Consider the following 24,096-nt stretch of genomic DNA (forward strand, 5'->3'; position numbering starts at 1 on the left):
TGCGCTTCACCACAGCGACCTTGCTAATTGGGCCCCGGCCTTCGCCGGGGTGGTAGCTTTTTCGGCAGGTGCTTCTAACGAGCAGTCGTTCAGTCAAAAGGGGCGGCCAAACGACCGCCCAAAATCACTTCTTCTTGTTCTTCCGCGCCGCATACTTAGCGTCACGAATCGCCTTCTTCTCGGCGTCGGTCAGCTCGACCTTGGCCTCGGCCTCGCGCTTCTTCGCAGCAGCGGCCTCGGCTTCAGCCTTCTTCACAGCCTTGGCCTCGTCCTCGGCAGCACGCTTGGCAGCGCGCTTCTCGCGCTCGGCCAATTCCTTGGCTTCACGCGCGGCAAGGCGCTCTGCGACAACCGCTTCGTCGATCGGCGGCTTCGCCTTCAGCGCTTCGAGCGCCTTCTGCTTGGCGGCGGCTGCGCTGCTCGTGCGGTCCTGGAAACTGGGGTCCTTGAAAGAGGCCATTGTTGTCGAGATATCCTGTAATGATGGTCTGACCGCATGGTCGCAGGGATGCGCCAGCGGTGACTCTGGCTGCGCCTGTAAATCATCGCGCGCCGGATCGGAAGAGATGTGTTCGCGCGCGCCGATTTCAACCTCGGGCTTCAACCCCTTGCCGGGCGCGCTGTCATCGAACGGTCATATCCCAGTCATGCAAGCGTCACGCAAATCGCATCGTAACGTCACGCGCCCCGCATAGTCGCCTAATCGAGGTCGGCAGGGGGGAGCCTGAGTCGATCCATCAGATCAACGATTTCGACCGGGAGTCTCTCGAATGACCATCTTCAAGCGCACGAGTCTTGTTCTGCTGGCCGGCACTGCCTGCCTCGCACTCTCGGCCTGCGATGGCGCTGACAGTGTCGCCTCGCCGGGCGAGGGCGTGATCGTCGTTCCGGGTACACCGACGCCGAGCCCGACCCCTTCGCCGACGCCGACGCCGACCCCAGGTACGCCTGCCACGTCGTGCCCGTCCGGCACCACCGACGTCGGCGTCCTCGGTAGCTACCGTTCGTGCCGCCTGCCGTCGCTGATCACCACCGCGCTCAGCCTGCCGAAGATCGCGGGCGTCGCCTACGAGATCAACGGCCGCGTCGATGTCGGTGTCGACATCGGTGGTGCTGGCACCGTGCCGACGGGCATCCCCACCACGTTGACGATCGCAGCCGGCTCGCTGGTCTATGCGAACACCACCAACGCGGACAACGACTACATGGTCGTCAACCGTGGCTCGAAGCTGATCGCCGAGGGCACCGAGACGCAGCCGATCATCTTCACCGCACAGGCGAACCTGACCGGCGGCGTCACCGACGAATCGCAGGGCCTGTGGGGCGGCATCATCCTCGCCGGCCGCGCGCCGATTTCGAACTGCAACACCACGGTCCCCGGCGGTAACGCAGCCTGCGAGAACGTCGTCGAGGGCACCAGCACCGCATTGTACGGCGGCGCCATCCCGACCGACAACAGCGGCACCATCCGTTACGTTCAGATCCGGTATTCGGGCACCGTCATCAGCCCGAACAACGAGCTTCAGGGCCTGACGCTCGGCGGCACCGGGTCTGCGACCGTGCTCGATCACATCCAGATCCACAACAGCTCGGACGACGGCATCGAGATCTTCGGCGGCCGTAGCAACCTGCGCTATCTGGCAATCACCGGCGCGGATGACGACGGTCTGGATACCGATGTCGGCTGGCAGGGTTTCGTGCAGTTCGTGCTCGCGATCCAGAAGCCGAACAACACGCAGACCGACAACTACTCCACCGAGATCGACTCGAACGGCTCGGAAGATGCGCTGCCGCGCCAGGCCTACAACCTCGCCAACTTCACCTTCATCCAGACCTCGACCGCGACCAACGCGGCGATCCGTCTGCGCGGTGGTGCCGATGCGACCTTCGTCAACGGCATCGTCAGCAATCCGAGCAGCGCATGCCTGAACGTCATCGCCGGCGCCGATGCAGGCGGCAAGACGACCATCCGTCCCGCCAGCACGACGCTGGAGGACAAGGGCCCGCCGGTGTTCAACTCGGTCGTGTTCAGCTGCCTGACGCCGTATGCGACGACCACCGTCAACGGCGTCACCGTGACGACCGATGAGCAGCAGGCGCTGTTCCGTGCCGGCACCAACAACACCGAGAGCGCGGCCGTCGGTTCGGCCGTCACGGGCACGTTCCTGCCAGCCGGCGTGTCGACCACGACCACCGCGTTCAACGCGGCGACGCTCAACCCATCGGGCAGCTCGTTCCTGGTGAACACGAGCTATGTCGGTGCAGTCAACGGCAGCACCGACACCTGGTACCGTGGCTGGACCTGCAACTCGAACCGCGCGAGCTTCGGTACGACCAGCACCGCCTGCACCGCGCTGCCGACCAGCTGATACCGACGCAAGCCTGAGGCTGCGCGGGGGGCGGGGGCCTGCCGCGCAGCCTTTTACCTACCGAATTCCTCTTGTTGCCGGGGCAGCCATGAAGTCATCCGTTCTCGTCTCCGTCCTGCTCGCGACGACGACGCTCGTCCCGGCGCAGTCGTTCGCGCAAAGTGCTCCAGCCGGCAGCGTCGTTTCGCCGCAGGCGGGCACGCCGGTCGAAGACCGTGGCAACCCGACGGCAGAGGCCGCCCAGACGCAGGAGCAGGTCGAGATATCGACCCCCGGCGGCAATTCTGGCGGTGAAGACATCGTCGTCATCGGACGCAACGTGCCCAACGCGGTGCGCGCCACCGCCGAAGTCGTCAACGTGCTGTCGTCCGCCGATATCGCGCGGACCGGCGAAGGCGATATCGCCGGCGCGCTCCAGCGCGTGACCGGTCTGTCGGTCGTCGGCAACGGCCTGGTCTATGTCCGCGGGCTCGGCGATCGCTATTCGTCGTCGCTGCTCAACGGCTCGCCGCTGCCGTCGCCGGAGCCGCTTCGCCGCGTCGTCCCGCTCGACATCTTCCCGACCAACGTGATCGCATCGGCGGTCGTCCAGAAGAGCTATTCGGTCAATTACTCGGGTGAATTCGGCGGCGGCGTCATCAACCTGACGACCAAGGCCGTCCCCGAAAAGACGTTCTTCCAGTTCGGCGGCTCGGTCGGCGCGGACACCGTCACGACCAGCGAACTCGGCTATGTCTATGATGGCGGCAAGCACGACTGGACCGGTTTCGACAGCGGCGAGCGCAAGGTGCCCGGCTTCATCAAGACGGCGGGCGCGGACGGCACGTCGCTGACCGGCGCGCAGATCACCGCGCTGTCGAACGCCAAGACGACCTTGCTGCAACAGAACAACCAGATCCCCGCCAATCTGTCGGGCGAGACCAGCTTCGGCACCTCGGCCGATATCGGCAGCACCCGGGTCGGCGTGATCGCCGCAGCCGGGATCAGCAACACGTGGCGGACGCGCGACACGATCCAGCAGTCGACCGACGACGTCGGCGGCATCCTCACGCGCGACTTCCGCACGGTGCTGACCGACAACCGTTCGATCGTCAACGGCCTGCTCGGCTTCGGCGCGGAGTTCGGCGAGAACAAGATCCGCTGGACCAACCTCTACATCCACGACACGCTGAAGCAGGGTCGCCTCAGCACCGGCTCGACCTCGAACATCGGCGACGTCGCCGGCATCCAGCCGTTCATCGTCCAGAACACCAGCTGGTTCGAACGCCAGTTGATGGACACGCAGCTGGTCGGCGAGTTCAAGTTCGGCGATTTCGCGCTCGATACCCGCGGCAGCTATGCCAAGACCGAGCGCAACTCGCCCTACGAGCGCCAGTTCACCTATCAATATAACGAGAACGTCGGCGACTACACCAACAACCTCAGCGGCTTGCAGAGCGCGACGGTCGCGTTCAGCGAACTCGACGAGACATTGTGGTCGGGACAGGCCAATCTCACCTGGAACGTGCCGTTCGACCGCCCGTTCGCGCTGTCGGTCGGCTATGCCTATAGCGACACCGATCGCACCTCGAGCCGCTACACCTTCCGCTACCAGACCGCGGGCAACGTGGCGCTGAACGATGCGGTGGCACAGCAGCGGCCCGACTTCCTGCTGTCGGACTTCAACCTCCAGACCTATGGCATCGGCCTCGCGAACACCTGCGTCGCACCGACCTGCGCGCCGACCTATGATGCGTCGCTGCGGATCCACGGTGCCTATGCCCAGGTCGAGGGCGAGATCACCGACGGCCTGCGCGCCAATGTCGGCATCCGCTACGAGGACGCACTGGAAACGGTGCTGCCGGGTGGAGGTGTCGGCGTCTCGTTCGCGCAGACCAACCTCGCGCGGTCCTATTGGCTGCCAGCCGTCACGGTGACGTGGAACTTCGCGTCCGACATGCAGGTTCGCGGGCATATGTCGAAGACGCTTGCCCGGCCGCAGTTCCGCGAACTCGCACCCCAGCTGTACCAGGATTTCGAGAGCGATCGCCTGTTCTTCGGCAACCCGTTCCTGACCGATTCGCAGCTCTATAATGGCGAACTGCGCTACGAATGGTATTTCGCGCGCGACCAGAAGTTCAATCTGGCGGGCTTCTACAAGCGCATCGACAACCCGATCGAGGCGGTGGCGTTTTTCCCGGCCGGCAGCGACACGCTCCAGACCGGCTTCGCCAACGCCCCGCGCGCGGACCTGTACGGCGGCGAGGTCGAGCTTCAGAAATATATCCCGCTCGACGGCGTGGGCGGCGATTTCTTCGCGACCCGTCGCCTCGTCGCGATCGCCAACTACACCTACACGCATTCGGCGCTGCAGGTTGGCGACGAGCTGATCGCCAGCCCGATCCAGTCCAATGGCACGACCGCCAGCCTGCGCCCCGCCAACGTGCTGTTCCAGGACGGCGCGGCGCTGACCGGCCAGTCGGATCACCTCGTCAATCTGCAGCTCGGGATCGAGGACAAGGCCAGCCTGTCGCAGCTGACGTTGCTGTTCAACTACGCCAGCGACCGCGTGACGAACCGCGGTCCGGTCGGCGGCGGCGGCGGCGTCCGCCTGCCCGACCTGGTCGAGAAGCCCGGCATCCGCTTCGACGTCGTCGCGCGCCAGGGCATCCCGGTGGCGGGCAAGCAGATCGAGGTGAAGTTCGAAGCCCGCAACCTGACCGGCACCGGCTACCGCGAGTACCAGACTTTCTCGAACGGCAATGAAGTCGACATCAACCGCTACAAGCTGGGCCGCGTCTTCACGCTGGGGGCGAGCGTGCAGTTTTAAAGGCGGAACACCGTAGCGTATTTCCACCCCGGCGAAGGCCGGGGCCCAATTGGCAAGGTGGTTATAACGAAGCGATGCGCTTCGTTATTGCCGTGTCCCAATTGGGCCCCGGCCTTCGCCGGGGTGGTGCTTCTACCTTGACGCCCGACGCATCACCCCCAAGCTTTCTCCCGAAACCATTTCGTGATCACATATTTGACCCCCGCGCGCACCTTCATCCCGTGATGCAGCGTCGCCGCATTCAGGCTCCCGTCCGCACGCCGGTTGTTCCACGCGAGCAGCTTGCCCGTTTCCGGTTGGACGATCTTGTCGATCGCCTTGAACCGCGTCGCGCCGCCCGCCTCGGGCTGGTTGAGATAGACCATCACGGTCCACGTCCGGTTTCCCGCGACCCCGCAATAGCGCTGATAATCGATGCCGCTCGGCTCGAAATAATCGGTGTGTCCCTTGAATTCCTGCCCGACCGCATAGCGTTGCCCCTGCAAAGGCTCGCCGTGCGCAGGGTCGAGCCCGGTCAGCGCGAGAATCCGACGCTCGACCTCGATCACCGCCGGATCTTCCGCGGAAAGATCGCCCGTCTCGCTCGTCCGATAGCTTGCATCGCCGTTCGAATCGGAGATCGTCGATGGTCGCCGCACCGCATCGATCCGCTCGATCAGCGCCGCACACAGCTCTGGCGGCAGGAAGTCCTTCCGCACGAACAAATCGAGCTTCGCGCTCGGCACTCGCTGCACGCCGGGGGCGGACAGCCGCGCGATGACCGGTTCGGGGGGCAGGCCGGAGCCGCTGGAGGGAAGATGCTCGGACATCCGCGTCTTCTGCCAACCCCGAACGCGATGCGCTACCCCATCGGAATGCGGGCAACCAACGCGCAAGCCATTGACGCGGAATTGTAACATGGCATGCCTACGCGACGAGATGCGGGAAAATGGGGTGGGTCGCGGATGCGATTGAAGCTGGACGCGCGGGCGCGCCGTATCTTGCGGCGTATGCCGGTCGTGAATGTCTATAGTGTCGTCGAACTCGCGCTGCTGGCCGGGCTGGCGGTGCAGTGCGCGCGGCTGGCCTGGACGATCGTGACGCCGATCACCCCGCTCGGCGACTGGCGTCCGGCCGCGGCGATGGTGGTCGGCTCTCCTGCCGACCTCCTGCGTGGCTTCGACCCGTTCTTCCGCCTGGGCGGTGCCAGCGGCCAGCCCTCCACCGTGACGTCGCTGCAACTCACGCTGTTCGGCACGCGCATGGACGAGGCGATGGGGCGCAGCTCCGCGATCATCGCCGGCCCCGACGGCGTGCAGCAGAGCGTCGCGATCGGTGACGAGATCCAGCCCGGCGTGCGGCTCAAGGCGGTCGCGTTCGACCATGTCACGATCGACCGCGGCGGCGCCGACGAGGACCTGTTCCTCGATCAGTCCGGCGCCGTCACTCCGGTCGCGCCCGGAGCCGCTCCGGTCGGCGCGCCAACCGCGTCGTCCGGCGCACCCGCAGTTGGCATCCCGGTCGCGCAGCTCCGCAGCGAGATCGGCTTCATCCCGCGCATCGATGGCGGCCGCATCAGCGGGCTCACCGTTCGCGCGCAAGGCACCGGCAACGCATTCCGCTCGGCCGGGCTCAAGGACGGCGACGTCGTCACTTCGATCGGCGGTCGCCCCGTCTCGGGGCCTGGCGATCTCGACCGGATCGCCAAGGATTTCGCGGGCGGCGGCAACGTCCCCATCACCGTAGAACGCGGCCAGGATACCCTGCCGCTCGCCATCACGATCGCGCCACCCAAATGAAAACGGCCAAATGAAAAAACTGATCCTCGGTCCGGTCGTTGCGCTCGCGCTGGCGGCAAGCGTCCACGCACAGACCACGCTCAACGTCCGCGACGCCGATATCCGCGCGTTCATCGCCGATGCCGCCAAGGTCACCGGGCGGACCTTCATCATCGACAACCGCGTCGCGGGGAAGGTGACCGTCGTCACCGATCGCCCGCTGTCGCGCTCCGAATATTTCGAGGTCTTCCTCTCGACCCTGCGCGCCAACGGCCTCGTCGCGGTGCCGACCTCGAACGGCGCGTTCCGCGTCCAGCCGCTCGACAACGCCGCCTCGCAGCCGAGCCGGATCGGCGTCGCGGGCGCGGCGCGCAACAGCTACGTCACCGAAATCGTCCGCCTCCGGGCGATCGACGCGCAGTCCGCGGTCGAGACCGTCCGCCCGCTGGTCAGCGCGCAAGGCTCGGTCAGCGCCAACCGCGGCGGCAACAGCCTCGTCGTGGTCGATTTCGCCGATAACATCCGCCGCATCCGCGAAGTCCTCCGCCGGATCGACACCGACACCTCGTCGACGCGGGTCGTGGCGCTGAAGAACGCCAGCGCCAAGGAGATCGCCACCGCGCTCCAGGGCCTGATCGGCGCGGGCACCGGGGGCGGGCAGGGCGGCGCAGCCGCGACCGGCCCCAGCGCGTCGGTCGTCGCCGTCGAAGGCTCGAACGCGGTCGCGTTGCGCGGCGACCCGACCACCGTCGCCCGCCTCGCACAGGTCGCCGCCGACCTCGATCAGAAGGCGCGCAACGGCACCGAGATCAGGGTCGTCTTCCTCGAGAACGCCGATGCCGAGCAGCTGCTGCCCGTGCTCCAGGAACTCGTCGGCCAGACCCCGACCCAGCCCGTGCAGACGGCTCTGTCGCGCTCGAACTTCGGATCGAGCAGCACCAACGGCGCGTCCGGCGGTCAGTCGAACATGTCGCAGCCGCAGATCCCGCAGTCGGGGCCATCACCGAGCGGCGGCGGCGGCGGATCGGGCCAGCCGGCGATCACCGCGGCCGGCGGCAAGACCGCCGCGGTCGTGACGCGCTTTGCCGGCGCCAACGCGATCGTCATCGCCGCCCCCGCCGAGATCCAGCGTCAGCTCAACGACGTCGTCCGCCAGCTCGACACCCGCCGCGAACAGGTGCTGGTCGAGGCGATCGTCGCCGAAGTGTCGGATTCGACCGCCCGCACGCTCGGCGCGCAGTTCATCGTCGGCGACCCCAGCGGCGGCGCGTTCGGCGCATCGACCTTCTCCAACTCCGCGCCCAACATCCTGCAGATCGCCGGCGCGATCGGCGCGACCCAGCTCAACACGTCGAGCACGACGACGGTCAACACCGACGGCAGCACGACGACGACCAACACCACCAGCGACGCCGCGAACACGCTGCAACAGTCGGCGATCAGCTCGATCCTCGCGGCGACGGGCGGTTTCGGGGGTTTCGGCGGCAAGATCGGCAGCACCTTCTTCGGCGCGATCATCAACGCGGTGAAGAGCGACACCACCTCGAACCTGCTCCAGGTCCCGCACCTCGTCACGCTCGACAACCAGGAGGCGCACAGCCTCGTCGGGCAGGAAATCCCGATCACCACGGGGCAGGCGCTCAGCACCAATTTTGACAACGCCTTCCGCACCACGCAGCGCCAAAACGTCGGCATCGAACTCACCGTCCGCCCGCAGGTGAACTCGAGCGGCACGGTGAAGTTGAACCTCCGCCTCGAGGTCAGCTCGATCGCCGGTCCGGTGTCGAGCGACAACAGCGACCTGATCCTCAACAAGCGCGAGGTCGAGACCGTCCGCACCGTCGACGACGGCCAGATCGCGGTCATCAGCGGCCTGCTCGACGACAATGAGCGCCGCACGATCGAGAAGATCCCGCTGCTCGGCGACATCCCCGTCCTCGGCCATCTGTTCACCTCGAAGGCGAAACAGCGGTCGAAGACCAACCTGATGATCTTCATCCGCCCGACCATCCTACGTACCGCGGAGGACAGCCGGAAGCTGACCGAGCAGCGTTATGGCTATGTCCGCCTGCAACAGGGCCTGCAGGAGCCGGGTGCCGAGCCGTCGATCGATCAACTCGTCCGCGATTACATGGGCGCCGCCCCGCCGATCCCATCCGGCCCGACCCCCGGCAGCATCGAAGACCCCCGCATCGCGGTCCCCGTGCGGACCTCGACGATGGTCGTCCGGCCCAAGAAATGATCATCCGCGAAGGCTTCCCCTCCGAATCTTCTTCCCCCCTCCCGCAAGCGGGAGGTGCCGGGGGTGGGCCCGCGCTAACCTCCAGCGATACCCTTGAAGGCGGGAGCGGGCACGCGCTTTCCCCAAACGATACCCTCGAAGGAGAGCGCGAGCCCACCCCCAACCCCTCCCGCTTGCGGGAGGGGAGTGAGATAGCACTCCCCCAGATCACCATCCCCTACGCCTTCGCCCGAAAATTCGGCGTCGTCATCGACCACACCGACACCGATTCGCACCTCACGATCGCCATGCGCGCCGGCGCAGACCCGAAAGTCCTGCTCGAACTCCGCCGCTACCTCGCGCGCCCGTTCGACGTGACCTTCGTCGAACAGATTGCCTTCGACCGCCTCCTGTCGAACGTCTACGCGATGGACGGCCAGGCCAACGCGCTCGCCGCGGTCGGGATGGGCGACGAACTCGACCTGCTCGCGGGCGACATGCCGACCGCGGAGGACCTGCTCGATACCGCCGACGATGCCCCCGCTATCCGTCTCATCAACGGCATCATCGCCGACGCCGCACGCAATGGCGTGTCGGACATCCATATCGAGCCGTATGAGTCCGGCCTCGTCGTCCGCATGCGGATCGACGGCGTGCTGCGCGAAACGCTGCGCATGCCGCCCAACGTTGCACCGGTGGTGGTCAGCCGCATCAAGGTGATGGCGCGCCTCGACATCGCCGAGCGCCGCGTGCCGCAGGATGGCCGCATGGGGCTGACGCTCGGCGGCAAGCTGCTCGACGTCCGCGTCTCGACGCTGCCGTCGCGAGCCGGCGAACGCGTCGTGCTGCGTATCCTCGACAAGGAAAACGCCGGCATCGACCTCGAAGCGCTCGGCCTGCCGCCCGCGCTGTTCGCGTTGCTCAACGAAGCGCTGAGCGAACCCAACGGCATCATCCTCGTCACCGGCCCGACCGGCTCGGGCAAGACCACCTCGCTCTACGCCGCGCTCCGTTTGCTCAACGACGGCAGCCGCAACATCCTGACGGTCGAGGACCCGGTCGAGTACGCCGTCGACGGCGTCGGCCAGACGCAGGTCAACCCGAAGGTCGGCCTTACCTTCGCGGCGGGCCTGCGCGCGATCCTCCGCCAGGATCCCGACGTCGTCATGGTCGGCGAAATCCGCGACCGCGAGACCGCCGAGATCGCGGTGCAGGCGTCGCTCACCGGGCATCTCGTGCTGTCGACCGTCCACACCAACGACGCGATCGGCGCGATCACCCGCATGCGCGACATGAAGGTTGAGAGCTTCCTGCTCGCCTCGACACTGCGCGCGGTGATCGCGCAGCGGCTCGTGCGACGGCTGTGCCCGACGTGCCGCAAGGCGGTCCCCGCCTCCGATACGGTAGCCCCCTTGCTCGGCATCGCTCCCGAAGCGATCGTCTACGTCGCGCAAGGCTGCGAAGACTGCAACCAGACCGGCTACAAGGGCCGCATCGGCGTCTTCGAAGCGGTCCGCATCGACGACACCATCCGCCGCCTGATCAACACCGACGGCCACGAATCCGAAATCACCGCACACGCCTTCGCCAAGTCCCCGAACCTGGCGCAGTCGGCGCGTGACCTGGTCCTGTCCGGCCAAACCACGGCAGAGGAAGCCGTCCGAGTATCCCGCCGCGATACGACCGAAGTGCTGGAAGAGGTGGCCGATGCATAACCCCTCTTCCCCCCTCCCTGAAAGGGAGGGGCCGGGGGTGGGTCGGCCGGCTCGGGCCACCGCCCCCCGCATCATAAACCAACCCACCCCCAACCCCTCCCTTCCAGGGAGGGGAGCACATCGTGGCTGATTTCGACTACATCGCGATCGACACCAAAGGCGCCGAACGCCGCGGCCACGTCGCCGCGCCCGACATGGACGTCGCGCGCGCCACCCTCGATGCGCGCAAGTTCTACGTCGTCAAGATCACCCCCGGCGCACCGCCCCAGGCCTCGAAGGGCCGCCCGCTATTCGGTCTCCAGCTCGGCACGCCGAAGATGTCGGGCAAGAACCTCACCCTCTTCACCCGCCAGCTCGCCACGCTGAACCGCGTCTCTCCGCTCGAGGAATCACTCCGCACGATTACTCGCCAGACCGAACAGGACAGCGTCCGCACCATAGTCCAGCACGTCCACGCCGGCGTCGTCGAAGGCCGGAGGCTCGCCGATGCCATGGCCCGCGAACCCAAGAGCTTCCCGCCGCTCTACCGCGCGATGGTCTCGGCCGGCGAAAGTTCGGGCTCGCTCCCGACCATCCTCGACCGCTTGGCGGCCCTGCTTGAACGCCAGGCCGAAATCCGCGGCAAGCTCATCACCGCGCTGGCCTATCCCTCCATCCTCGCGCTCGTCGCGCTCGGCGTCGTGACCGCTCTGATGATGTTCGTCGTGCCCCAGGTGGTCGAGCAATTCGACACAGTTGGCCAGCAATTACCGTTACTTACGCGGATGGTCATGGCCTTCTCCGCCTTCCTCGTCGGCTATTGGTGGGTGATCGCTCTTGGCCTAACCCTGTCTAACCTTCTTTTGTGGCGCGCCCTCAAGGACCCCACCTTCCGCCTCGCCTTCGACAGCTGGCTGCTCCGCATTCCGATGCTCGGCCGCCTCATCCGAGACCTCCACGCAGCCCGCATGGCGCGCACGCTCGGCACGATGGTCGCCAGCCGCCTGCCGCTGCTCGACGGCCTCAACCTGACCGCCAGCACGATCCACAACCGCCGCCTCCGCCTCGCCTCGGACCAGATCGTCGACGCGATCCGCGGCGGCGGCAGCTTGTCCGCCGCGATGCGCCGCGCCGGCGTCTTCCCCCCGCTGCTGACGTATCTCGCAGCCTCGGGCGAAGCCGCCGGCCGTCTCGACGAGATGCTGGAGCGCGCCGCCGACTATCTCGAACGCGAGTTCGACCGCTTCACCGCCACCGCATTGTCGCTGCTCGAACCGCTGATCATCGTCGTGATGGGCGGCATAGTCGCGACGATCGTGCTATCCATCCTGCTCCCGATCCTCCAGCTCAACACGCTGGCCGGACAATGAGGTTGTACATGCGTCCCGAAGTCAAAAAGCGTCGCCGCGAAGCCGGCTTTACTCTCGTCGAGCTGATGGTGGTGATCGTCATCATCGGCCTGCTCGCCACGATCGTCGCGCTCAACGTGCTGCCCTCGGGCGACACCGCGCGGATCCAGAAGGCGAAGGCCGACATCGCCCAGATCGAGGGCGGGCTGGAACTCTACAAGCTCCAGAACATGACCTTCCCCAACACCTCGCAAGGACTGAACGCGCTGGTCACCGCGCCTGCCGGCCTGACCGATCCCTCGCGCTACCAGCGTGGCGGGTATCTCAAGAAGCTGCCGAACGATCCCTGGGGCCGCCCGTATCTCTACGCATCACCCGGCACGCACGGCGAGGCCGACGTCTGGACCTTCGGGGCCGACGGCAAGGAAGGCGGCGAGGGGATCGATGCCGATATCGGCAGCTGGCAGTAAGCGCGAAGCAGGCTTCACGCCTGTGAGGCGTTCCGCCGAACTCGGCTTCACACTGGTCGAGCTGATGGTCGTCGTCACGATCATTGGCCTCGCATCGGCGGTGGCCGTGCTCGTGATGCCGGACCCGCGCGGCCGCGTGCTCGATGAAGCGACGCGCTTCGCCCTGCGCACCCGCGCGGCGCACGATTCGGCGATCGTCGACGCGCGTCCGGTCAGCGTCTGGATCACTGGCGGCGGCTATGGCTTCGACCAACGGCTGGCGGGGGGCTGGACGCCGATCGCCGAGAAACCGATGCGCGTCGAACGCTGGAACGACGGCACCAGGGCCAGCATCGGCGACGCCAGCGGTCGAATGCGCGTAACCTTCGACCCGACCGGACTTGTCGATCGCCCGGCGGAAATCCGGCTCGATCGCGGCGGGGTTGCTGCCACCGTGCATATCGACGCCGACGGCAGCGTGCGCGCCGATGCGGGCTGAGCGCGGCTTTACCCTCATCGAGATCATGGTCGCGCTGGCCGTCTTCAGCCTCGCGGCGATGGCGCTGGTGCGTCTGGAGAGCGCGACGATCCGAGGCGCCTCGATCCTCGACGAAACGCTGGTTGCGCAGATGGTCGCCCGCAACGTCGCGATCGAGGCGGTAACCGACGCGCAACCGCCGACCGCGGGCCGCGTCACCGGTGTCGAGACGAACGGCGGCCAAGCCTGGACCTGGACCCGGCAGGTCAGCGCGCTCGGCGGCTCGCGCGTGCTGCGGATCGACGTGGTGGTCGCCGACCGTACCGGCACCCAACTCGGCCGCCTGACGATGGTGCGCCCTGCGCCGCGGTCGGCGACATGACCGTTGATCGGAGGCCAGGCGAGGCGGGCTTTACGCTGATCGAGGTCATGGTCTCGCTGATGATCTTCGGGATGATTGCCGCAGCAGGTGTCGCCATCCTGTCGTTCAGCGTGAGGGCACAGAGTTCGACCGGCGCCAAGCTCGACGATATCAGCGCGCTCACCCGGACGATGTCGATCCTGTCCGCGGATCTTGCCCAGGCCTCGAATCGCGTCACGCGCGACGAAGCCGGAACGCGGATACCGGCGTTCGTCGGCGAAAGCGGATCGGGCGTTACGCCTACGCTCCGCCTCGTGCGTGCCGGCTGGAGCAATATTGACGGTACCGCCCGGTCCAACATGCAGAAGGTCGCCTACCGCGTCGATGCGGGCGCTCTCCAGCGGATCGCCTATCCGATGATCGACGGTGCCCAGCCTCTGCCGCCGGCCGCGCTTCTCACCCGTGTTCGCCAGATCGGGCTTCGCTACCGGATCGCCGGCGCCTGGAGCGATCGCTGGGACGGGGCAGGCGGCGCGCCCTTGCCCGACGCGATGGAATTGCGTGTCCAACGCGACGATGGGACGCAATTTCGCCAGATGTTTCTGGTCGGCACCGGCTACAAACCGATGCCTGCCGATATCAGCGAGGCTAGTTCTCCGGCGACCCCCGCCTCGCAACAGGGGGCGTCCGGTGCGCGAAACTGATCCGGTGCCATCGCGCGGTATTGAGAGGGGGACAGAGCGGGGCGCCGCCTTGCTGACCGTGCTGATGCTGGTCGCGATCATCGCCGTGATGGCGGGCGCCGCGCTCGAAAAGCTGCGATTGTCGACGCGGTTGGCGGGGAATGCCGCGACCGGCGAGCAGGCGCGCGCCTATGCGCTGGCCGCCGAGACGATGGCGCTCACCCGCATCTCCAACCTGCTTGGACCGAGCCCGACGCGCGTGACGTTGGCCGGCGGGTGGAGCAACACGCCGTTCGGTCTGCCGGTACCCGGCGGCTTCGCGACCGCGCGCGTGCGGGACGGTGCGAACTGCTTCAACCTCAACAGCCTGGTTCGGATGACCGAACCGGGCGTCTACATGACGCAACGCGAGGTTCGCCCGCAGTTCGTCCGCCTGATGCGGCTCCTCGATGTGCCGGTACAGGTCGCTGAACAGGTCGCGGCGGGCACGGCGGACTGGATCGACACCGATCAGGATCAGCAGCAGATGGGGGCGGAGGACGGCGCCTATCTAGGTCGGGAGACGCCATATCGTACCGCCGGTACGCTGATGACCGACCCGAGCGAACTGCGGGCGGTGCTCGGCATGACCCCGGAAATCTACGCCAGGCTGCGGCCCTGGATCTGCACGCTGCCGATCGCTAAACCATCGCCGATCAACGTCAATACGCTGTTGCCCGAACAGGCGGTGCTGCTGGCGATGATGTATCCCGACACGCTGTCGATCGGCAACGCGCAGCAGGCGCTGCTGCGGCGGCCTGTGCAGGGCTATGCCGAGATCGGTCAGATGCAGACGAGCCTGTCGCTGCTCGGGGCGTCGACGATCGCGCCAGGCGCGGAAGCTACGGTCGTTTCGAAATGGTTCACGCTCGATATCGACGTGACGCTCGGCCGCACGCAAATGCAGGAACGTGCGTTGATCGATGCGAACAGGGTTCCCGCGCAGCTCGTATCGCGGCAATGGGGCGAGCCATCATGACGACGCTATTGTTCCTTCCCGCCGGCGAGACCGGATATCGCTGGATGCGCGTCGTGGACGCGCGCGTGGTCGGCGAGGGGGAAGGCATTCCCGAAGCGATCGACGACGAGACGATCGCGGTGGCGCCGGCCGATGCGGTGACGCTGCATTGGGCGGAATTGCCCTCGCGCTCGCCGGCGCAGGCGACCGCCGCCGCGCGGATACTGGCGGCCGAGGCGAGCGCATCGCCGCTCGTTGAACTCCATGTCGCGGTCGGGGACGAGGGCGCAAGCGACCGTCCGATCGGCGTCGTGGGGGCCGCGACGATGCGCGACTGGTTGCGGATGCTCGCCGAGGCAGGCGTCGACCCGGTCGCCGTCATCCCCGCGCCGATGCTCCTGCCGCGACCCGAAGAGGGGTATGCGCGGGCCGAGCTTGCCGGCAGCGGCGTGGTGCGCGGTACGTCCAGCGGGTTTGCGGACGAGGCGCGGCTGACCGAGCTCGTGACCGGCGGTAGCGCGCCGGCGACGATCGACCGCGACACGTTGGAGGCGGCGATTGTTGCCGCCGCCGCATCGCCCACGCTCGACCTCCGCCAGGGCCCGTTCGCGCGGCGCCGCCGGTTCGCGATCGACTGGCGGCTGATCCGCCGGCTAGCATTGTTGTCGCTGACGATCCTCGCGGTGACGCTCGCCATCTCGCTCGTCCGCATCGCCAAATACAGTTTTGGCGCGGATGCGCTGGAGGCGGAGGCGAACACGGTGGCGGTCGCCGGATTGCCGCGTGGCGAGACGGTGGTCGACGCCGCCCGCCAGCTCGACGAACGCCTGTCGCGCGTGCGCGGGCCGGGGCTCGGATTCACCAATACTACCGCGGCGGCGTTCGCGGCGGTACGCGCCACGCCCGGCACCGAAGTTACCGGGCTCGATTTCCAGGCGAACGGCGATCTGCGACTGTCGGTAGCGGTCGAGCGCGAGGCGTTGGCCACCGATCTCAAGCGCGCGCTGGAGGCGGCAGGCTTCACCGTTCGCGCGGGCGTGTTCCAGGCCGCTGCCGGGCGCGTGACGGGTGAACTTACGATCAGTCCAGCATCGGGGAGCGGACGATGACCGGCCTGAAGACGTGGTTCGAGGGGCGTTCGCTAAGGGAGCGGCGCCTGCTGCTCGTGATGGCCGCGCTCGCGGTGCTCACGTTGCTGTGGGCGGTGATCATCCGTCCGGTCGGCGATGGCCTGTCGAGCGCGCGCGAACGCCACGCCGCCGCTGTGACGCGGCTCGGCGAGACTCGCGCGCAGGTTGCCACGTTGCGCGATATCCAGCGGACGCGCGCGACGCCGCTGACGGGGGCACTTGCCGACGTGGTGCGTGCCGAGGCTGACCAGGCCGGTTTCGCGCTCGCGTCGCTCGATCAGGATGGTGCGGACCGCGTCCGTGTCGGTATCCAGTCGGCGCGACCCGCTGCGCTGACCGCCTGGCTCGCGCGGCTCGAACGGCTCGGCATCCTCGTCGATTCGGTGGCGATGACCGACAAGGGTGACAAGACCGTCGGCGTCGCACTCACGTTCAGGGCGCGTGCGGCATGAGGCGGATTCGACTGCGGACCGGACCCGCGGCGCTGTTCGGCAGCATGCTGCTGATCGCGCTGATCGTCTTCTTGCCGATGCGCGCGGTACTCGGCTGGGTCGGTGTCGGCGACGAGGGCCTGGTTGCACGGCGCGTGTCGGGTACGATCTGGGGCGCGACCCTGACCGACGCACGGTTCGGCGATCTCGCGCTCGGTAACCTGCACGCACGGCTGTCGCCCCTGCCGCTGCTGGTCGGTCGCGCGACGATCGTTTTCGCCGGTCCCGAATCGGTATTCGCCAAACCTCTCACAGGCTCGGCGAGCGTCAGTCGCCACGGCTTCGGCGTCGACCACATGACCGCCACCGCCGCGACCGGTAGGTTGTTCGCACCGGTGCCCGTCTCTGCGCTCGATCTCGACGACGTGTCGGTCCGCTTCCGCGACGGCCAGTGCGAAGCCGCCGAGGGCCGCGTCCGCGCGACACTGGCGGGCGACGTCAGCGGGATCGCTTTGCCGCAGTCGGTGAGCGGCACCGCGCGCTGCGACGGCACTGCTTTGCTGCTGCCGCTCGCGAGCCAGTCCGGCACCGAAAGCATCGCGCTCACGATCGAAGGGGCAGGGACCTACCGCGCCGAACTTTCCCTGCGCCCGTCCGATCCGCTGGCCGTCCAGAAGCTCGAACAGGCCGGCTTCGTAAACGGCCCGAACGGTTACCGTCTCGCCATCGAGGGACGATTTTAAGGCGTTTGTGCAAGTCGGCGGTTGACGGGGACCGACGACCCCCGCTAGGGGCGACGCCTTCGCGGCGATCGTAGTTCAATTGGTTAGAGCGTCGGCTTGTGATGCCGGATGTTGCGGGTTCAAGTCCCGTCGGTCGCCCCATTATCTCAGTATTTTCGACGAGCCCCCGCACCGCGGGCGCTTTGGGCTGGTCAAACGCCCCAGAAAATAATATTTCGCCTCCCGGTAATTTTATTCCTCCTCAGGAGCCGGCGATGACAGCGGTTTGGGACCTTCCCGATTTCGACGACCACGAGGGCGTTCATGCCTTCACCGATCCCGAATCGGGCCTGCGCGCGGTAATTGCGCTGCACTCCACCAAGCTCGGGCCGGCAGCTGGCGGCACGCGCTTCTGGCATTATGCCGATAACGGTCGCGCGGTGACCGACGCGCTGCGCCTTTCGCGCGGCATGAGCTTCAAGAACGCGATGGCCGGGCTCGAGCTCGGCGGCGGCAAGGGCGTGGTCCTCGCGGCCAAGCCCGGCGATGTCATCACGACGGCGCAGCTCGAGGCGTTCGGCCGCGCAGTCGATTCGCTCGGCGGTCGTTACGTGACGGCGGAAGACGTCGGCATGTCCGAAGAGCGGATGAAGGTGATCGCCACCCAGACCCGCTACGTCTCGGGCCTGCCTGTCGCGAGCGGCGCTGCCGGCGGCGATCCCGGGCCCTACACCGCGCTCGGCATCTATCTCGGCGTGAAGGCGGCGGCGCAGCGTGGCCTCGGCGCGACCGACATGAAGGGCGTGCGCGTTGCGATCCAGGGCGTCGGCTCGGTCGGCGGCGGGCTTGCCCGGTTGCTGGCGAAGGACGGCGCCGTGTTGACGCTGGCCGACGTCGACGAAGGCCGTGCGCAGAAGCTGGCCGGTGAGCTCGGTGCGACCGCAGTTGCGGCCGAGGCGATCCTGACGACCGAGGCGGATATCTTCAGCCCGAACGCGCTCGGTGCGATCCTGACCGAGATGTCGATCGCGGCGTTGAAGGCGAAGGTCGTTGCGGGCGGCGCGAACAACCAGCTGAGCGTGCGCGAAGACGGCGCGCGCCTGCATGCTCGCGGTATCCTGTACGCGCCGGATTATGTGATCAACGCGGGCGGGATCATCAACGTCGGGCTCGAATATCTTGGTCATGGTGACGAAGCCGAAGTGAAGGCACGGATCGCCCGTATCCCCGAGCGCCTGACCCAGGTCTGGGACGAAAGCGACCGCTCGGGCGAGCCGTCGTCGGACGTCGCGGACTCGATCGCAAAGCGCCTGATCGGCCGCTGATACCCTTCTCCCCTCAGGGGAGAAGGTGGCGCTTAGCGCCGGATGAGGGGTGGTTGGGGTGAACGCCTGAGCCTCACACCCCTCGCCCTCCCACCGCAAGCGCGGCGGGCCCCTCCCTCTCCCCAAGGGGAGAGGGCTTAACTCTCGCGTGACGTCAGCGAATTAAGCCAATAAGGCTACATCCAGTGGCCACCCTACACGCCTTCGCAAAACCCGCGCGCTTCCTGAAGATCGCCAAGCCGTTGACGCCGTTGCTTTTCTGGCTCGGCGTCGCGTTCATCGCGCTCGGCTGCTGGGCAGGCCTGACCCAGACCCCGCCCGATTACCTTCAGGGCGAGACGGTCCGCATCCTCTACATCCACGTCCCCGCCGCCTGGCTGGGCATGGGCGGGTGGAGCGGGATCGCGATCTCCAGCATCATGTTCCTCGTCTGGCGCCACCCGCTCGCCAGCGTCGCGGCGCGCGCGATTGCGCTGCCCGGCGCAGTGTTCGCCGCGCTTTGCCTTATGACCGGCTCGATCTGGGGCCGGCCGACCTGGGGAACGTGGTGGCAATGGGATGGCCGGCTGACCTCGATGCTGCTGCTGTTCTTCGTCTATCTCGGCTACATGGCGCTGGCGAAGGCCGATGCGGATCGGGGCGGCGACGGGCGGGTGCCGGCGCTGTACGGGATCGCTGGATCGGTGCTGCTGCCGATCATCCGCTATTCGGTGGTGTGGTGGAACACGCTGCATCAGGGGCCGAGCATCGGGCTGACCAAGTCGACCATCGACGGCTCGATCCTGTGGCCGCTGCCGATCATGCTGGCCGGCTTCACCTTCGTGTTCGCGGGGATCGTGCTGATGCGGATGCGGACGATGCTCGCCGTTGCGAAGACCGAAGCCCGCATGCGCAGGAGGGCCAGAGCATGAACCCCTGGCCGTTCGTGACTGCCGCATATGTCGTGACGCTCGGCGGCGGTGCGATCCTCGCGCTGCTGAGCTATTTCGCGATGCGGAAGGCCGAGAAGCCTGTCGTGAGCGAAGACGAGCGATGAAGGCCAAGCATCAACGCCTCACGCTTGCTTTGCTCGCAGTCGGCGCCGTCATCGTTGCAGGCCTGCTGGCGTTGTCGGCCCTCAAGGACCAAGCCGCGTTTTTCTACGCGCCCTCCGACGTGCGCCGAGACGGACTGCCGCTCGGTCGCGCGGTTCGGCTCGGCGGGATGGTCGAGGGCGGCTCGGTGAAGCGCGCTGCGGACGGCATCACCGTCCACTTCGTCGTCACCGACGGGCAGGCAACCACGCCGGTCGTGTTCGCCGGCATCGTCCCAGACCTGTTCCGCGAGAAATCAGGGGTCGTTGCCGAAGGCCAGTTTCAGCCGAACGGCAGCTTCGTCGCGTCAAACCTGCTCGCCAAGCATGACGAGAAATACATGCCGCCGGAAATGGCCGGCAAGATGCACGAAACCAAGACGCTCGAACCGGACGCCAAGCAGTGATCGCCGAAGCAGGCCTCGCCGCGCTTTGGTTCGCGGGCGCGCTGGCGGCCTTGCAGCTGGTCATGGCGGCGATCGGCATCGCGCGCAATCGTGATGACGTGGCTGCGGCCGTGCGACCTGTGGCGATCGTACAGGGGCTGCTTGCGCTGCTAGCGATGGCGCTCCTGATCGAGCTGTTCCTCGAGTCCGACATGTCGGTGAAGCTGGTCGTCGAGAACAGCCATTCCGCCAAGCCGTGGCTCTACAAGGTTGCTGGCGCATGGGGGAATCACGAAGGCTCGATGCTGCTCTGGGTGACGATCCTGGGGCTGGCCGGCGGGGCGGTGGCGGTCTTCGAGCGCTCGCTTCCCGAACGCACGCTGACTGCGACGCTCGGCGCACAGGCGACGATCGCGCTCGGCTTCTACGCGTTCCTGCTGTTCTCCTCGAACCCGTTCGCGCGGCTCAACCCGGCGGCCCCTGATGGCCTCGGGCTCAACCCGCTGTTGCAGGACCCCGGCTTGGCGTTCCATCCGCCGACGCTCTATACGGGGTATGTCGGCCTCTCGGTCGCCTTTTCGTTTGCCGTCGGTGCGCTTGTCACGCGCGACGTGGGGTCCGCGTTCGCCAAGGCGATGCGGCCATGGGTGCTGATCGCCTGGATATTCCTGACGCTCGGCATCACCGCGGGCAGTTACTGGGCGTATTACGAGCTCGGCTGGGGCGGCTGGTGGTTTTGGGACCCGGTCGAGAACGCGTCACTGATGCCGTGGCTCGCGGCGACCGCTTTGCTCCACTCAGTTACCGTTCTTGCGACGCGAGACGGTTTGCGCGCGTGGACGATCATGCTGGCGGTGGTCGCGTTCTCGATGTCGATGATCGGCACGTTCCTGGTCCGCTCAGGCATCCTGACGAGCGTCCATGCGTTCGCGGTCGACCCGGAGCGTGGCGCGTTCATTCTGGCGTTGCTCGCGATCTATATCGGCGGGGCGCTAGCGCTGTTCGCCGCGCGGATCGGCACCGTTCGCGCAGGTACGACGTTCGATCCGGTCAGTCGTGAAGGCGGGCTGGTCGCCAACAACCTGCTCCTTTCGGTAATCCTCGGCATCGTCCTGATCGGCACGCTTTACCCGATCGTCGCGGCGAGCTTCGACGTCCAGCTTTCGGTCGGCCCACCGTTCTTCAACAAGGCCGCGGGACCGATCGCCCTGCTGCTGGTCGCGGTGATGGCGGTCGGGCCATTGCTGCGCTGGCGGCGTGACGACGCAAAGGCGGTGCTCGGCCGTGTGATGCTGCCGATTGGCGCAACGGTAGCGGCCGCGCTTGCGCTGTTGTTCGTGTGGCCGGGTTGGCTCCCCTGGGCCGGGCTGTCGCTCGCAGCCGGTCTCGCTGTCGCTAGCGTCGCACCCTTGTGGAAGCGCAATCTCAAGCGCACACCGCTGTTCACCTACGGCATGGTCATCGCGCATCTCGGCATCGCGGTCAGCCTCGCCGGGATGGCATCGGACAGCGCCTTTACACAGGAAACCCTGGTCGCGGTACGCACAGGCGAGCCGGCGCGGGTCGGCCCGTACACCGTGACGCTCGACGGCATATCGCCGGTGATCGGCGAGAATTGGTCAGCATTGGAAGCGCGACTGACCGCAACCCGAGGCGGCAGCAAGCGCATCCTGCGCCCGCAACTCCGCTTCTTCGCGAACCCGCCGACTAGCACCAACGAGTCCGCCATCCTGACCGTGCTCGACGGCCAACTCTACACCGTGCTCGGGCAACCGGACGGGCAGGGGCGGTGGCAGCTTCGGCTCTGGTGGAAGCCGTTCGTGACGCTGATCTGGTTCGGCGGCGTCCTGATCGCGCTTGGCGGGATGCTGTCGCTGATCGGCCGGGTGCGGCGTGAGCGGCGGACGGCGATACGGAATTCTTGGGCATGAAGCGTTTCGCACTCTGGGCACCGCTGGCGATCTTCGCGCTGCTGTTCGCGGTGGTGGCGAGTGGGCTGTTCCGGCCGGCCGAGAAGGTGGTGCGGTCGGCGATGGTCGGTAAGCCGGTGCCTGATTTTGCCCTGCCGGCAATGGTCCCCGGTAAGCCGGGCTTGAGCAGCGCATCGTTTCGACAGGGTAAGCCGCGGTTGCTCAACGTGTTCGCGAGCTGGTGCATTCCGTGCATCGCCGAGGCGCCGCAACTGATGCGGCTGAAGGCGATGGGCATACCGATCGACGCGATCGCGATCCGCGACACCGCGCCGGCGATTGCCGAGTTCCTCCGCCGTAACGGCGATCCTTACGAGCGGATCGGCAGCGACAAGGCGAGCCAGATGCAACTGGCGCTGGGCTCGTCAGGCGTGCCGGAAACGTTCGTGATCGATGGCCGCGGAATCGTCGTGAAGCAGATCATCGGCGACATTCGCCCGGAGAATGTCGCCGAGATCGCCCAGGCTGTGAAGGACGCGCGGTGAGGTTCGCTCTCCTCCGTGATGCCGGGCTCGTTCCGGAACCCACCGTTGACCTTGATCATAGGCGGTTGAGTTTGCGGAACGGTGGATCCCGGAACAAGCCCGGGATGACGGGGGTGGTATTGGCTATGCTGTTACCCACGCCAGCCCTTACCCAACCCGTTACGCCGCCCGCGCACTACGCAAACGTGCAGCTCGCCGACCCCGCGAAGGAAGCTTCCGCGCGCGCACTCATGGAGACGCTGCGGTGCCTTGTCTGCCAAGGCCAGTCGATCGCCGACAGCGATGCCGACATGGCCGCCGACATGCGTGCACTGGTCCGCGAACGGATCGAACGTGGTGAAAAGCCTGCGTCGATCCGCGACTGGCTGATCGCGCGCTATGGCGACTATGTGACCTATGATCCGCCGCTGTCGGGGCTGACCTGGCCGCTGTGGCTCGCGCCGATCCTGCTGCTCGGCGTCGGCGGCTGGATCGCGCGGTCGAGTTTCCGGCGGAGGACGCGCTGATGGGCTGGGTATGGCTTGCCGTGATCGGTGCAGGCGTGTTCGCGCTGCTCGCAGTGCTGAAGGTCGATCGGCTGTTGTGGACGATGGTCGCGTCGGCGTTGATGCTTGGCGCGGCTGGGTACGCGTTGCAGGGGCAGCCGGGGCTCGTTGGGCACCCCGTCACGACCGGTCTCGCAGCGACGCCCGACGATGGCGCGATGCTAGAACTGCGCGACCAGATGCTGGAGCGGTACACCGGAGCGGCAGCGTATCTGGTGGCGGCGGATGCGATGACGCGGATCGGCGATCGCCGCGCGGCGGTGCAGGTGTTGCTAGGCGGGATCCGGATCGCGCCGAAGAGCGTGGTGTTATGGACCGGACTCGCTAACGCACTGTCCGCGCACGATGCGAACCAGGTTTCCCCGCCGGCGCTGTTCGCGTTTCAACAGGCGACCCGACTAGCCCCGAAGCATCCGGCGCCGCCGTTCTTTCTGGGGCTGGCGTATGTCCGAGCAGGGGAGTTTGCGAAGGCTCAGCCATATTGGGCGAAGGCTTTGGCGCTAACCCCATCGGATATCTCGTATCGCGGTGAGATAGCAGTTCGGTTGGCGTTGCTCGACCGGTTGCTTGCTGCTCAGGACACTAAAACGCCGCGCCAATAATCCCGTCATCCTGACTTGCGTCGGGATGACGGGATGAAGGCTTACTGACCCCGGCCGGTCTTCGTCTGCAGTTCGTCGATCTTCTTCGACGCATCCGCCTTGCTCAGCGTTTCGTCGAATTCCTCGTGCGCTTCCTCGGAGAGCGTCTTGAGGTAGCTTGCCTGCGCACCGGTCATCTTCTCGTCGCCGGTTGTCCAGTCGTCAGGGTCCTTCTCGGCGTTCGAGAACGGTTCGGACTTGGGGTTCGGGGTGTCGGACATT

25 protein-coding genes and 1 tRNA gene are annotated in these 24,096 nt (G+C 66.8%); 23 read left to right on the forward strand and 3 right to left on the reverse strand.

From position 1 onward, the window contains the following. Window positions 1-124: 124 nt before the first annotated feature. Entirely contained in the window at window positions 125-604 is a 480-nt protein-coding gene (locus H8S47_RS12615; RefSeq protein WP_328805529.1) for a DUF6481 family protein, read from the reverse strand. Between the two features lie 166 nt (window positions 605-770). On the opposite strand from H8S47_RS12615, the gene H8S47_RS12620 reads away from it, so the two are divergent. Next, complete coding sequence (locus H8S47_RS12620) at window positions 771-2,369, forward strand: hypothetical protein (RefSeq protein WP_187504208.1); 1,599 nt, start codon at window positions 771-773, stop codon at window positions 2,367-2,369. A gap of 88 nt (window positions 2,370-2,457) precedes the next feature. Beyond that, entirely contained in the window at window positions 2,458-5,178 is a 2,721-nt protein-coding gene (locus H8S47_RS12625; protein WP_187504209.1) for a TonB-dependent receptor domain-containing protein, read from the forward strand. 152 nt (window positions 5,179-5,330) lie between these two features. Here the strand turns inward: H8S47_RS12625 and H8S47_RS12630 are convergent, their stop codons facing one another. Next, window positions 5,331-5,987: a prolyl hydroxylase family protein gene (locus H8S47_RS12630; protein WP_187504210.1), complete on the reverse strand. Its 657-nt coding sequence runs from the start codon at window positions 5,985-5,987 to the stop codon at window positions 5,331-5,333. A gap of 93 nt (window positions 5,988-6,080) precedes the next feature. Between H8S47_RS12630 and H8S47_RS12635 the strand changes: the two genes are divergently transcribed. The 21 genes from H8S47_RS12635 to H8S47_RS12730 all read left to right on the forward strand — a co-directional run bounded on the left by H8S47_RS12635 (window position 6,081) and on the right by H8S47_RS12730 (window position 23,835). Beyond that, complete coding sequence (locus H8S47_RS12635) at window positions 6,081-6,956, forward strand: type II secretion system protein N (RefSeq protein ID WP_328805531.1); 876 nt, start codon at window positions 6,081-6,083, stop codon at window positions 6,954-6,956. Between the two features lie 10 nt (window positions 6,957-6,966). Next, entirely contained in the window at window positions 6,967-9,177 is a 2,211-nt protein-coding gene (gspD, locus tag H8S47_RS12640; protein ID WP_187504211.1) for a type II secretion system secretin GspD, read from the forward strand. Between the two features lie 173 nt (window positions 9,178-9,350). Then, window positions 9,351-10,871 carry a GspE/PulE family protein gene (locus H8S47_RS12645; protein ID WP_187504212.1) on the forward strand — a complete coding sequence of 507 codons (1,521 nt, stop codon included), beginning with the start codon at window positions 9,351-9,353 and terminating at the stop codon, window positions 10,869-10,871. A 122-nt stretch (window positions 10,872-10,993) separates the two neighbouring features. Continuing rightward, window positions 10,994-12,220: a type II secretion system inner membrane protein GspF gene (gene gspF / locus H8S47_RS12650; protein ID WP_187504213.1), complete on the forward strand. Its 1,227-nt coding sequence runs from the start codon at window positions 10,994-10,996 to the stop codon at window positions 12,218-12,220. A gap of 8 nt (window positions 12,221-12,228) precedes the next feature. Beyond that, entirely contained in the window at window positions 12,229-12,669 is a 441-nt protein-coding gene (gspG, locus tag H8S47_RS12655) for a type II secretion system major pseudopilin GspG (protein ID WP_128453023.1), read from the forward strand. A gap of 22 nt (window positions 12,670-12,691) precedes the next feature. Further along, a complete protein-coding gene (locus tag H8S47_RS12660) occupies window positions 12,692-13,147 on the forward strand; it encodes a GspH/FimT family pseudopilin (protein WP_328805532.1) in 456 nt (151 codons plus the stop codon). After that, window positions 13,137-13,508 (forward strand): type II secretion system minor pseudopilin GspI, encoded by a 372-nt coding sequence (gene gspI, locus H8S47_RS12665; RefSeq protein WP_187504215.1) that lies wholly within the window; start codon window positions 13,137-13,139, stop codon window positions 13,506-13,508. Before H8S47_RS12660 ends, gspI begins: the two co-directional genes overlap by 11 nt. Beyond that, complete coding sequence (gene gspJ, locus H8S47_RS12670; RefSeq protein WP_187504216.1) at window positions 13,505-14,191, forward strand: type II secretion system minor pseudopilin GspJ; 687 nt, start codon at window positions 13,505-13,507, stop codon at window positions 14,189-14,191. The genes gspI and gspJ overlap by 4 nt, the downstream gene beginning before the upstream one ends. After that, a complete protein-coding gene (gene gspK, locus H8S47_RS12675; RefSeq protein WP_187504250.1) occupies window positions 14,178-15,188 on the forward strand; it encodes a type II secretion system minor pseudopilin GspK in 1,011 nt (336 codons plus the stop codon). The genes gspJ and gspK overlap by 14 nt, the downstream gene beginning before the upstream one ends. Beyond that, window positions 15,185-16,276: a type II secretion system protein GspL gene (gene gspL / locus H8S47_RS12680; RefSeq protein WP_187504217.1), complete on the forward strand. Its 1,092-nt coding sequence runs from the start codon at window positions 15,185-15,187 to the stop codon at window positions 16,274-16,276. The genes gspK and gspL overlap by 4 nt, the downstream gene beginning before the upstream one ends. After that, complete coding sequence (gspM, locus tag H8S47_RS12685; RefSeq protein ID WP_187504218.1) at window positions 16,273-16,749, forward strand: type II secretion system protein GspM; 477 nt, start codon at window positions 16,273-16,275, stop codon at window positions 16,747-16,749. The genes gspL and gspM overlap by 4 nt, the downstream gene beginning before the upstream one ends. Next, the gene (gene gspN / locus H8S47_RS12690) at window positions 16,746-17,471 is read left to right on the forward strand and encodes a type II secretion system protein N (protein ID WP_187504219.1); all 726 of its coding nucleotides are present in this window, start codon (window positions 16,746-16,748) and stop codon (window positions 17,469-17,471) included. The genes gspM and gspN overlap by 4 nt, the downstream gene beginning before the upstream one ends. Window positions 17,472-17,535: 64 nt before the next feature. Further along, window positions 17,536-17,612: transfer RNA gene (locus H8S47_RS12695), tRNA-His, on the forward strand. Between the two features lie 113 nt (window positions 17,613-17,725). Further along, window positions 17,726-18,775 (forward strand): Leu/Phe/Val dehydrogenase, encoded by a 1,050-nt coding sequence (locus H8S47_RS12700; RefSeq protein ID WP_187504220.1) that lies wholly within the window; start codon window positions 17,726-17,728, stop codon window positions 18,773-18,775. Between the two features lie 185 nt (window positions 18,776-18,960). Continuing rightward, complete coding sequence (gene ccmC, locus H8S47_RS12705; protein WP_187504221.1) at window positions 18,961-19,686, forward strand: heme ABC transporter permease CcmC; 726 nt, start codon at window positions 18,961-18,963, stop codon at window positions 19,684-19,686. After that, a complete protein-coding gene (locus H8S47_RS19050) occupies window positions 19,683-19,811 on the forward strand; it encodes a hypothetical protein (RefSeq protein ID WP_268933070.1) in 129 nt (42 codons plus the stop codon). Before ccmC ends, H8S47_RS19050 begins: the two co-directional genes overlap by 4 nt. Then, window positions 19,808-20,254, forward strand: a complete 447-nt coding sequence (ccmE, locus tag H8S47_RS12710) for a cytochrome c maturation protein CcmE (protein ID WP_187504222.1) — start codon at window positions 19,808-19,810, stop codon at window positions 20,252-20,254. Before H8S47_RS19050 ends, ccmE begins: the two co-directional genes overlap by 4 nt. Then, entirely contained in the window at window positions 20,251-22,164 is a 1,914-nt protein-coding gene (locus H8S47_RS12715) for a heme lyase CcmF/NrfE family subunit (RefSeq protein WP_187504223.1), read from the forward strand. Before ccmE ends, H8S47_RS12715 begins: the two co-directional genes overlap by 4 nt. Beyond that, window positions 22,161-22,688 (forward strand): DsbE family thiol:disulfide interchange protein, encoded by a 528-nt coding sequence (locus H8S47_RS12720; protein ID WP_187504224.1) that lies wholly within the window; start codon window positions 22,161-22,163, stop codon window positions 22,686-22,688. Before H8S47_RS12715 ends, H8S47_RS12720 begins: the two co-directional genes overlap by 4 nt. Window positions 22,689-22,792: 104 nt before the next feature. Continuing rightward, window positions 22,793-23,194 (forward strand): cytochrome c-type biogenesis protein, encoded by a 402-nt coding sequence (locus tag H8S47_RS12725; protein WP_187504225.1) that lies wholly within the window; start codon window positions 22,793-22,795, stop codon window positions 23,192-23,194. Continuing rightward, window positions 23,194-23,835, forward strand: coding sequence for a tetratricopeptide repeat protein (locus H8S47_RS12730; RefSeq protein WP_187504226.1), 642 nt, complete (start codon window positions 23,194-23,196; stop codon window positions 23,833-23,835). Before H8S47_RS12725 ends, H8S47_RS12730 begins: the two co-directional genes overlap by 1 nt. A gap of 41 nt (window positions 23,836-23,876) precedes the next feature. On the opposite strand, the gene H8S47_RS12735 is transcribed toward H8S47_RS12730, so the two are convergent. Then, on the reverse strand, window positions 23,877-24,095 hold the full coding sequence (locus tag H8S47_RS12735; RefSeq protein ID WP_187504227.1) for a DUF3072 domain-containing protein: 219 nt from the start codon (window positions 24,093-24,095) through the stop codon (window positions 23,877-23,879). Window position 24,096 lies beyond the last annotated feature (1 nt).

The organism is Sphingomonas albertensis, assembly GCF_014358075.1.
Classification (GTDB): Bacteria; Pseudomonadota; Alphaproteobacteria; order Sphingomonadales; family Sphingomonadaceae; genus Sphingomonas; species Sphingomonas albertensis.

Bases quoted from the DNA above. Each gene is read 5' to 3' on its own strand.
- H8S47_RS12620 (WP_187504208.1), top strand. From the start codon at position 771: ATGACCATCTTCAAGCGCACGAGTCTTGTTCTGCTGGCCGGCACTGCC.
- H8S47_RS12625 (WP_187504209.1), top strand. From the start codon at position 2,458: ATGAAGTCATCCGTTCTCGTCTCCGTCCTGCTCGCGACGACGACGCTC.
- H8S47_RS12630 (WP_187504210.1), bottom strand. From the start codon at position 5,987: ATGTCCGAGCATCTTCCCTCCAGCGGCTCCGGCCTGCCCCCCGAACCG.
- H8S47_RS12635 (WP_328805531.1), top strand. From the start codon at position 6,081: ATGCCTACGCGACGAGATGCGGGAAAATGGGGTGGGTCGCGGATGCGA.
- gspD (WP_187504211.1), top strand. From the start codon at position 6,967: ATGAAAAAACTGATCCTCGGTCCGGTCGTTGCGCTCGCGCTGGCGGCA.
- gspG (WP_128453023.1), top strand. From the start codon at position 12,229: ATGCGTCCCGAAGTCAAAAAGCGTCGCCGCGAAGCCGGCTTTACTCTC.
- gspI (WP_187504215.1), top strand. From the start codon at position 13,137: ATGCGGGCTGAGCGCGGCTTTACCCTCATCGAGATCATGGTCGCGCTG.
- gspJ (WP_187504216.1), top strand. From the start codon at position 13,505: ATGACCGTTGATCGGAGGCCAGGCGAGGCGGGCTTTACGCTGATCGAG.
- gspL (WP_187504217.1), top strand. From the start codon at position 15,185: ATGACGACGCTATTGTTCCTTCCCGCCGGCGAGACCGGATATCGCTGG.
- gspM (WP_187504218.1), top strand. From the start codon at position 16,273: ATGACCGGCCTGAAGACGTGGTTCGAGGGGCGTTCGCTAAGGGAGCGG.
- gspN (WP_187504219.1), top strand. From the start codon at position 16,746: ATGAGGCGGATTCGACTGCGGACCGGACCCGCGGCGCTGTTCGGCAGC.
- H8S47_RS12700 (WP_187504220.1), top strand. From the start codon at position 17,726: ATGACAGCGGTTTGGGACCTTCCCGATTTCGACGACCACGAGGGCGTT.
- H8S47_RS19050 (WP_268933070.1), top strand. From the start codon at position 19,683: ATGAACCCCTGGCCGTTCGTGACTGCCGCATATGTCGTGACGCTCGGC.
- ccmE (WP_187504222.1), top strand. From the start codon at position 19,808: ATGAAGGCCAAGCATCAACGCCTCACGCTTGCTTTGCTCGCAGTCGGC.
- H8S47_RS12720 (WP_187504224.1), top strand. From the start codon at position 22,161: ATGAAGCGTTTCGCACTCTGGGCACCGCTGGCGATCTTCGCGCTGCTG.
- H8S47_RS12725 (WP_187504225.1), top strand. From the start codon at position 22,793: ATGACGGGGGTGGTATTGGCTATGCTGTTACCCACGCCAGCCCTTACC.
- H8S47_RS12730 (WP_187504226.1), top strand. From the start codon at position 23,194: ATGGGCTGGGTATGGCTTGCCGTGATCGGTGCAGGCGTGTTCGCGCTG.
- H8S47_RS12735 (WP_187504227.1), bottom strand. From the start codon at position 24,095: ATGTCCGACACCCCGAACCCCAAGTCCGAACCGTTCTCGAACGCCGAG.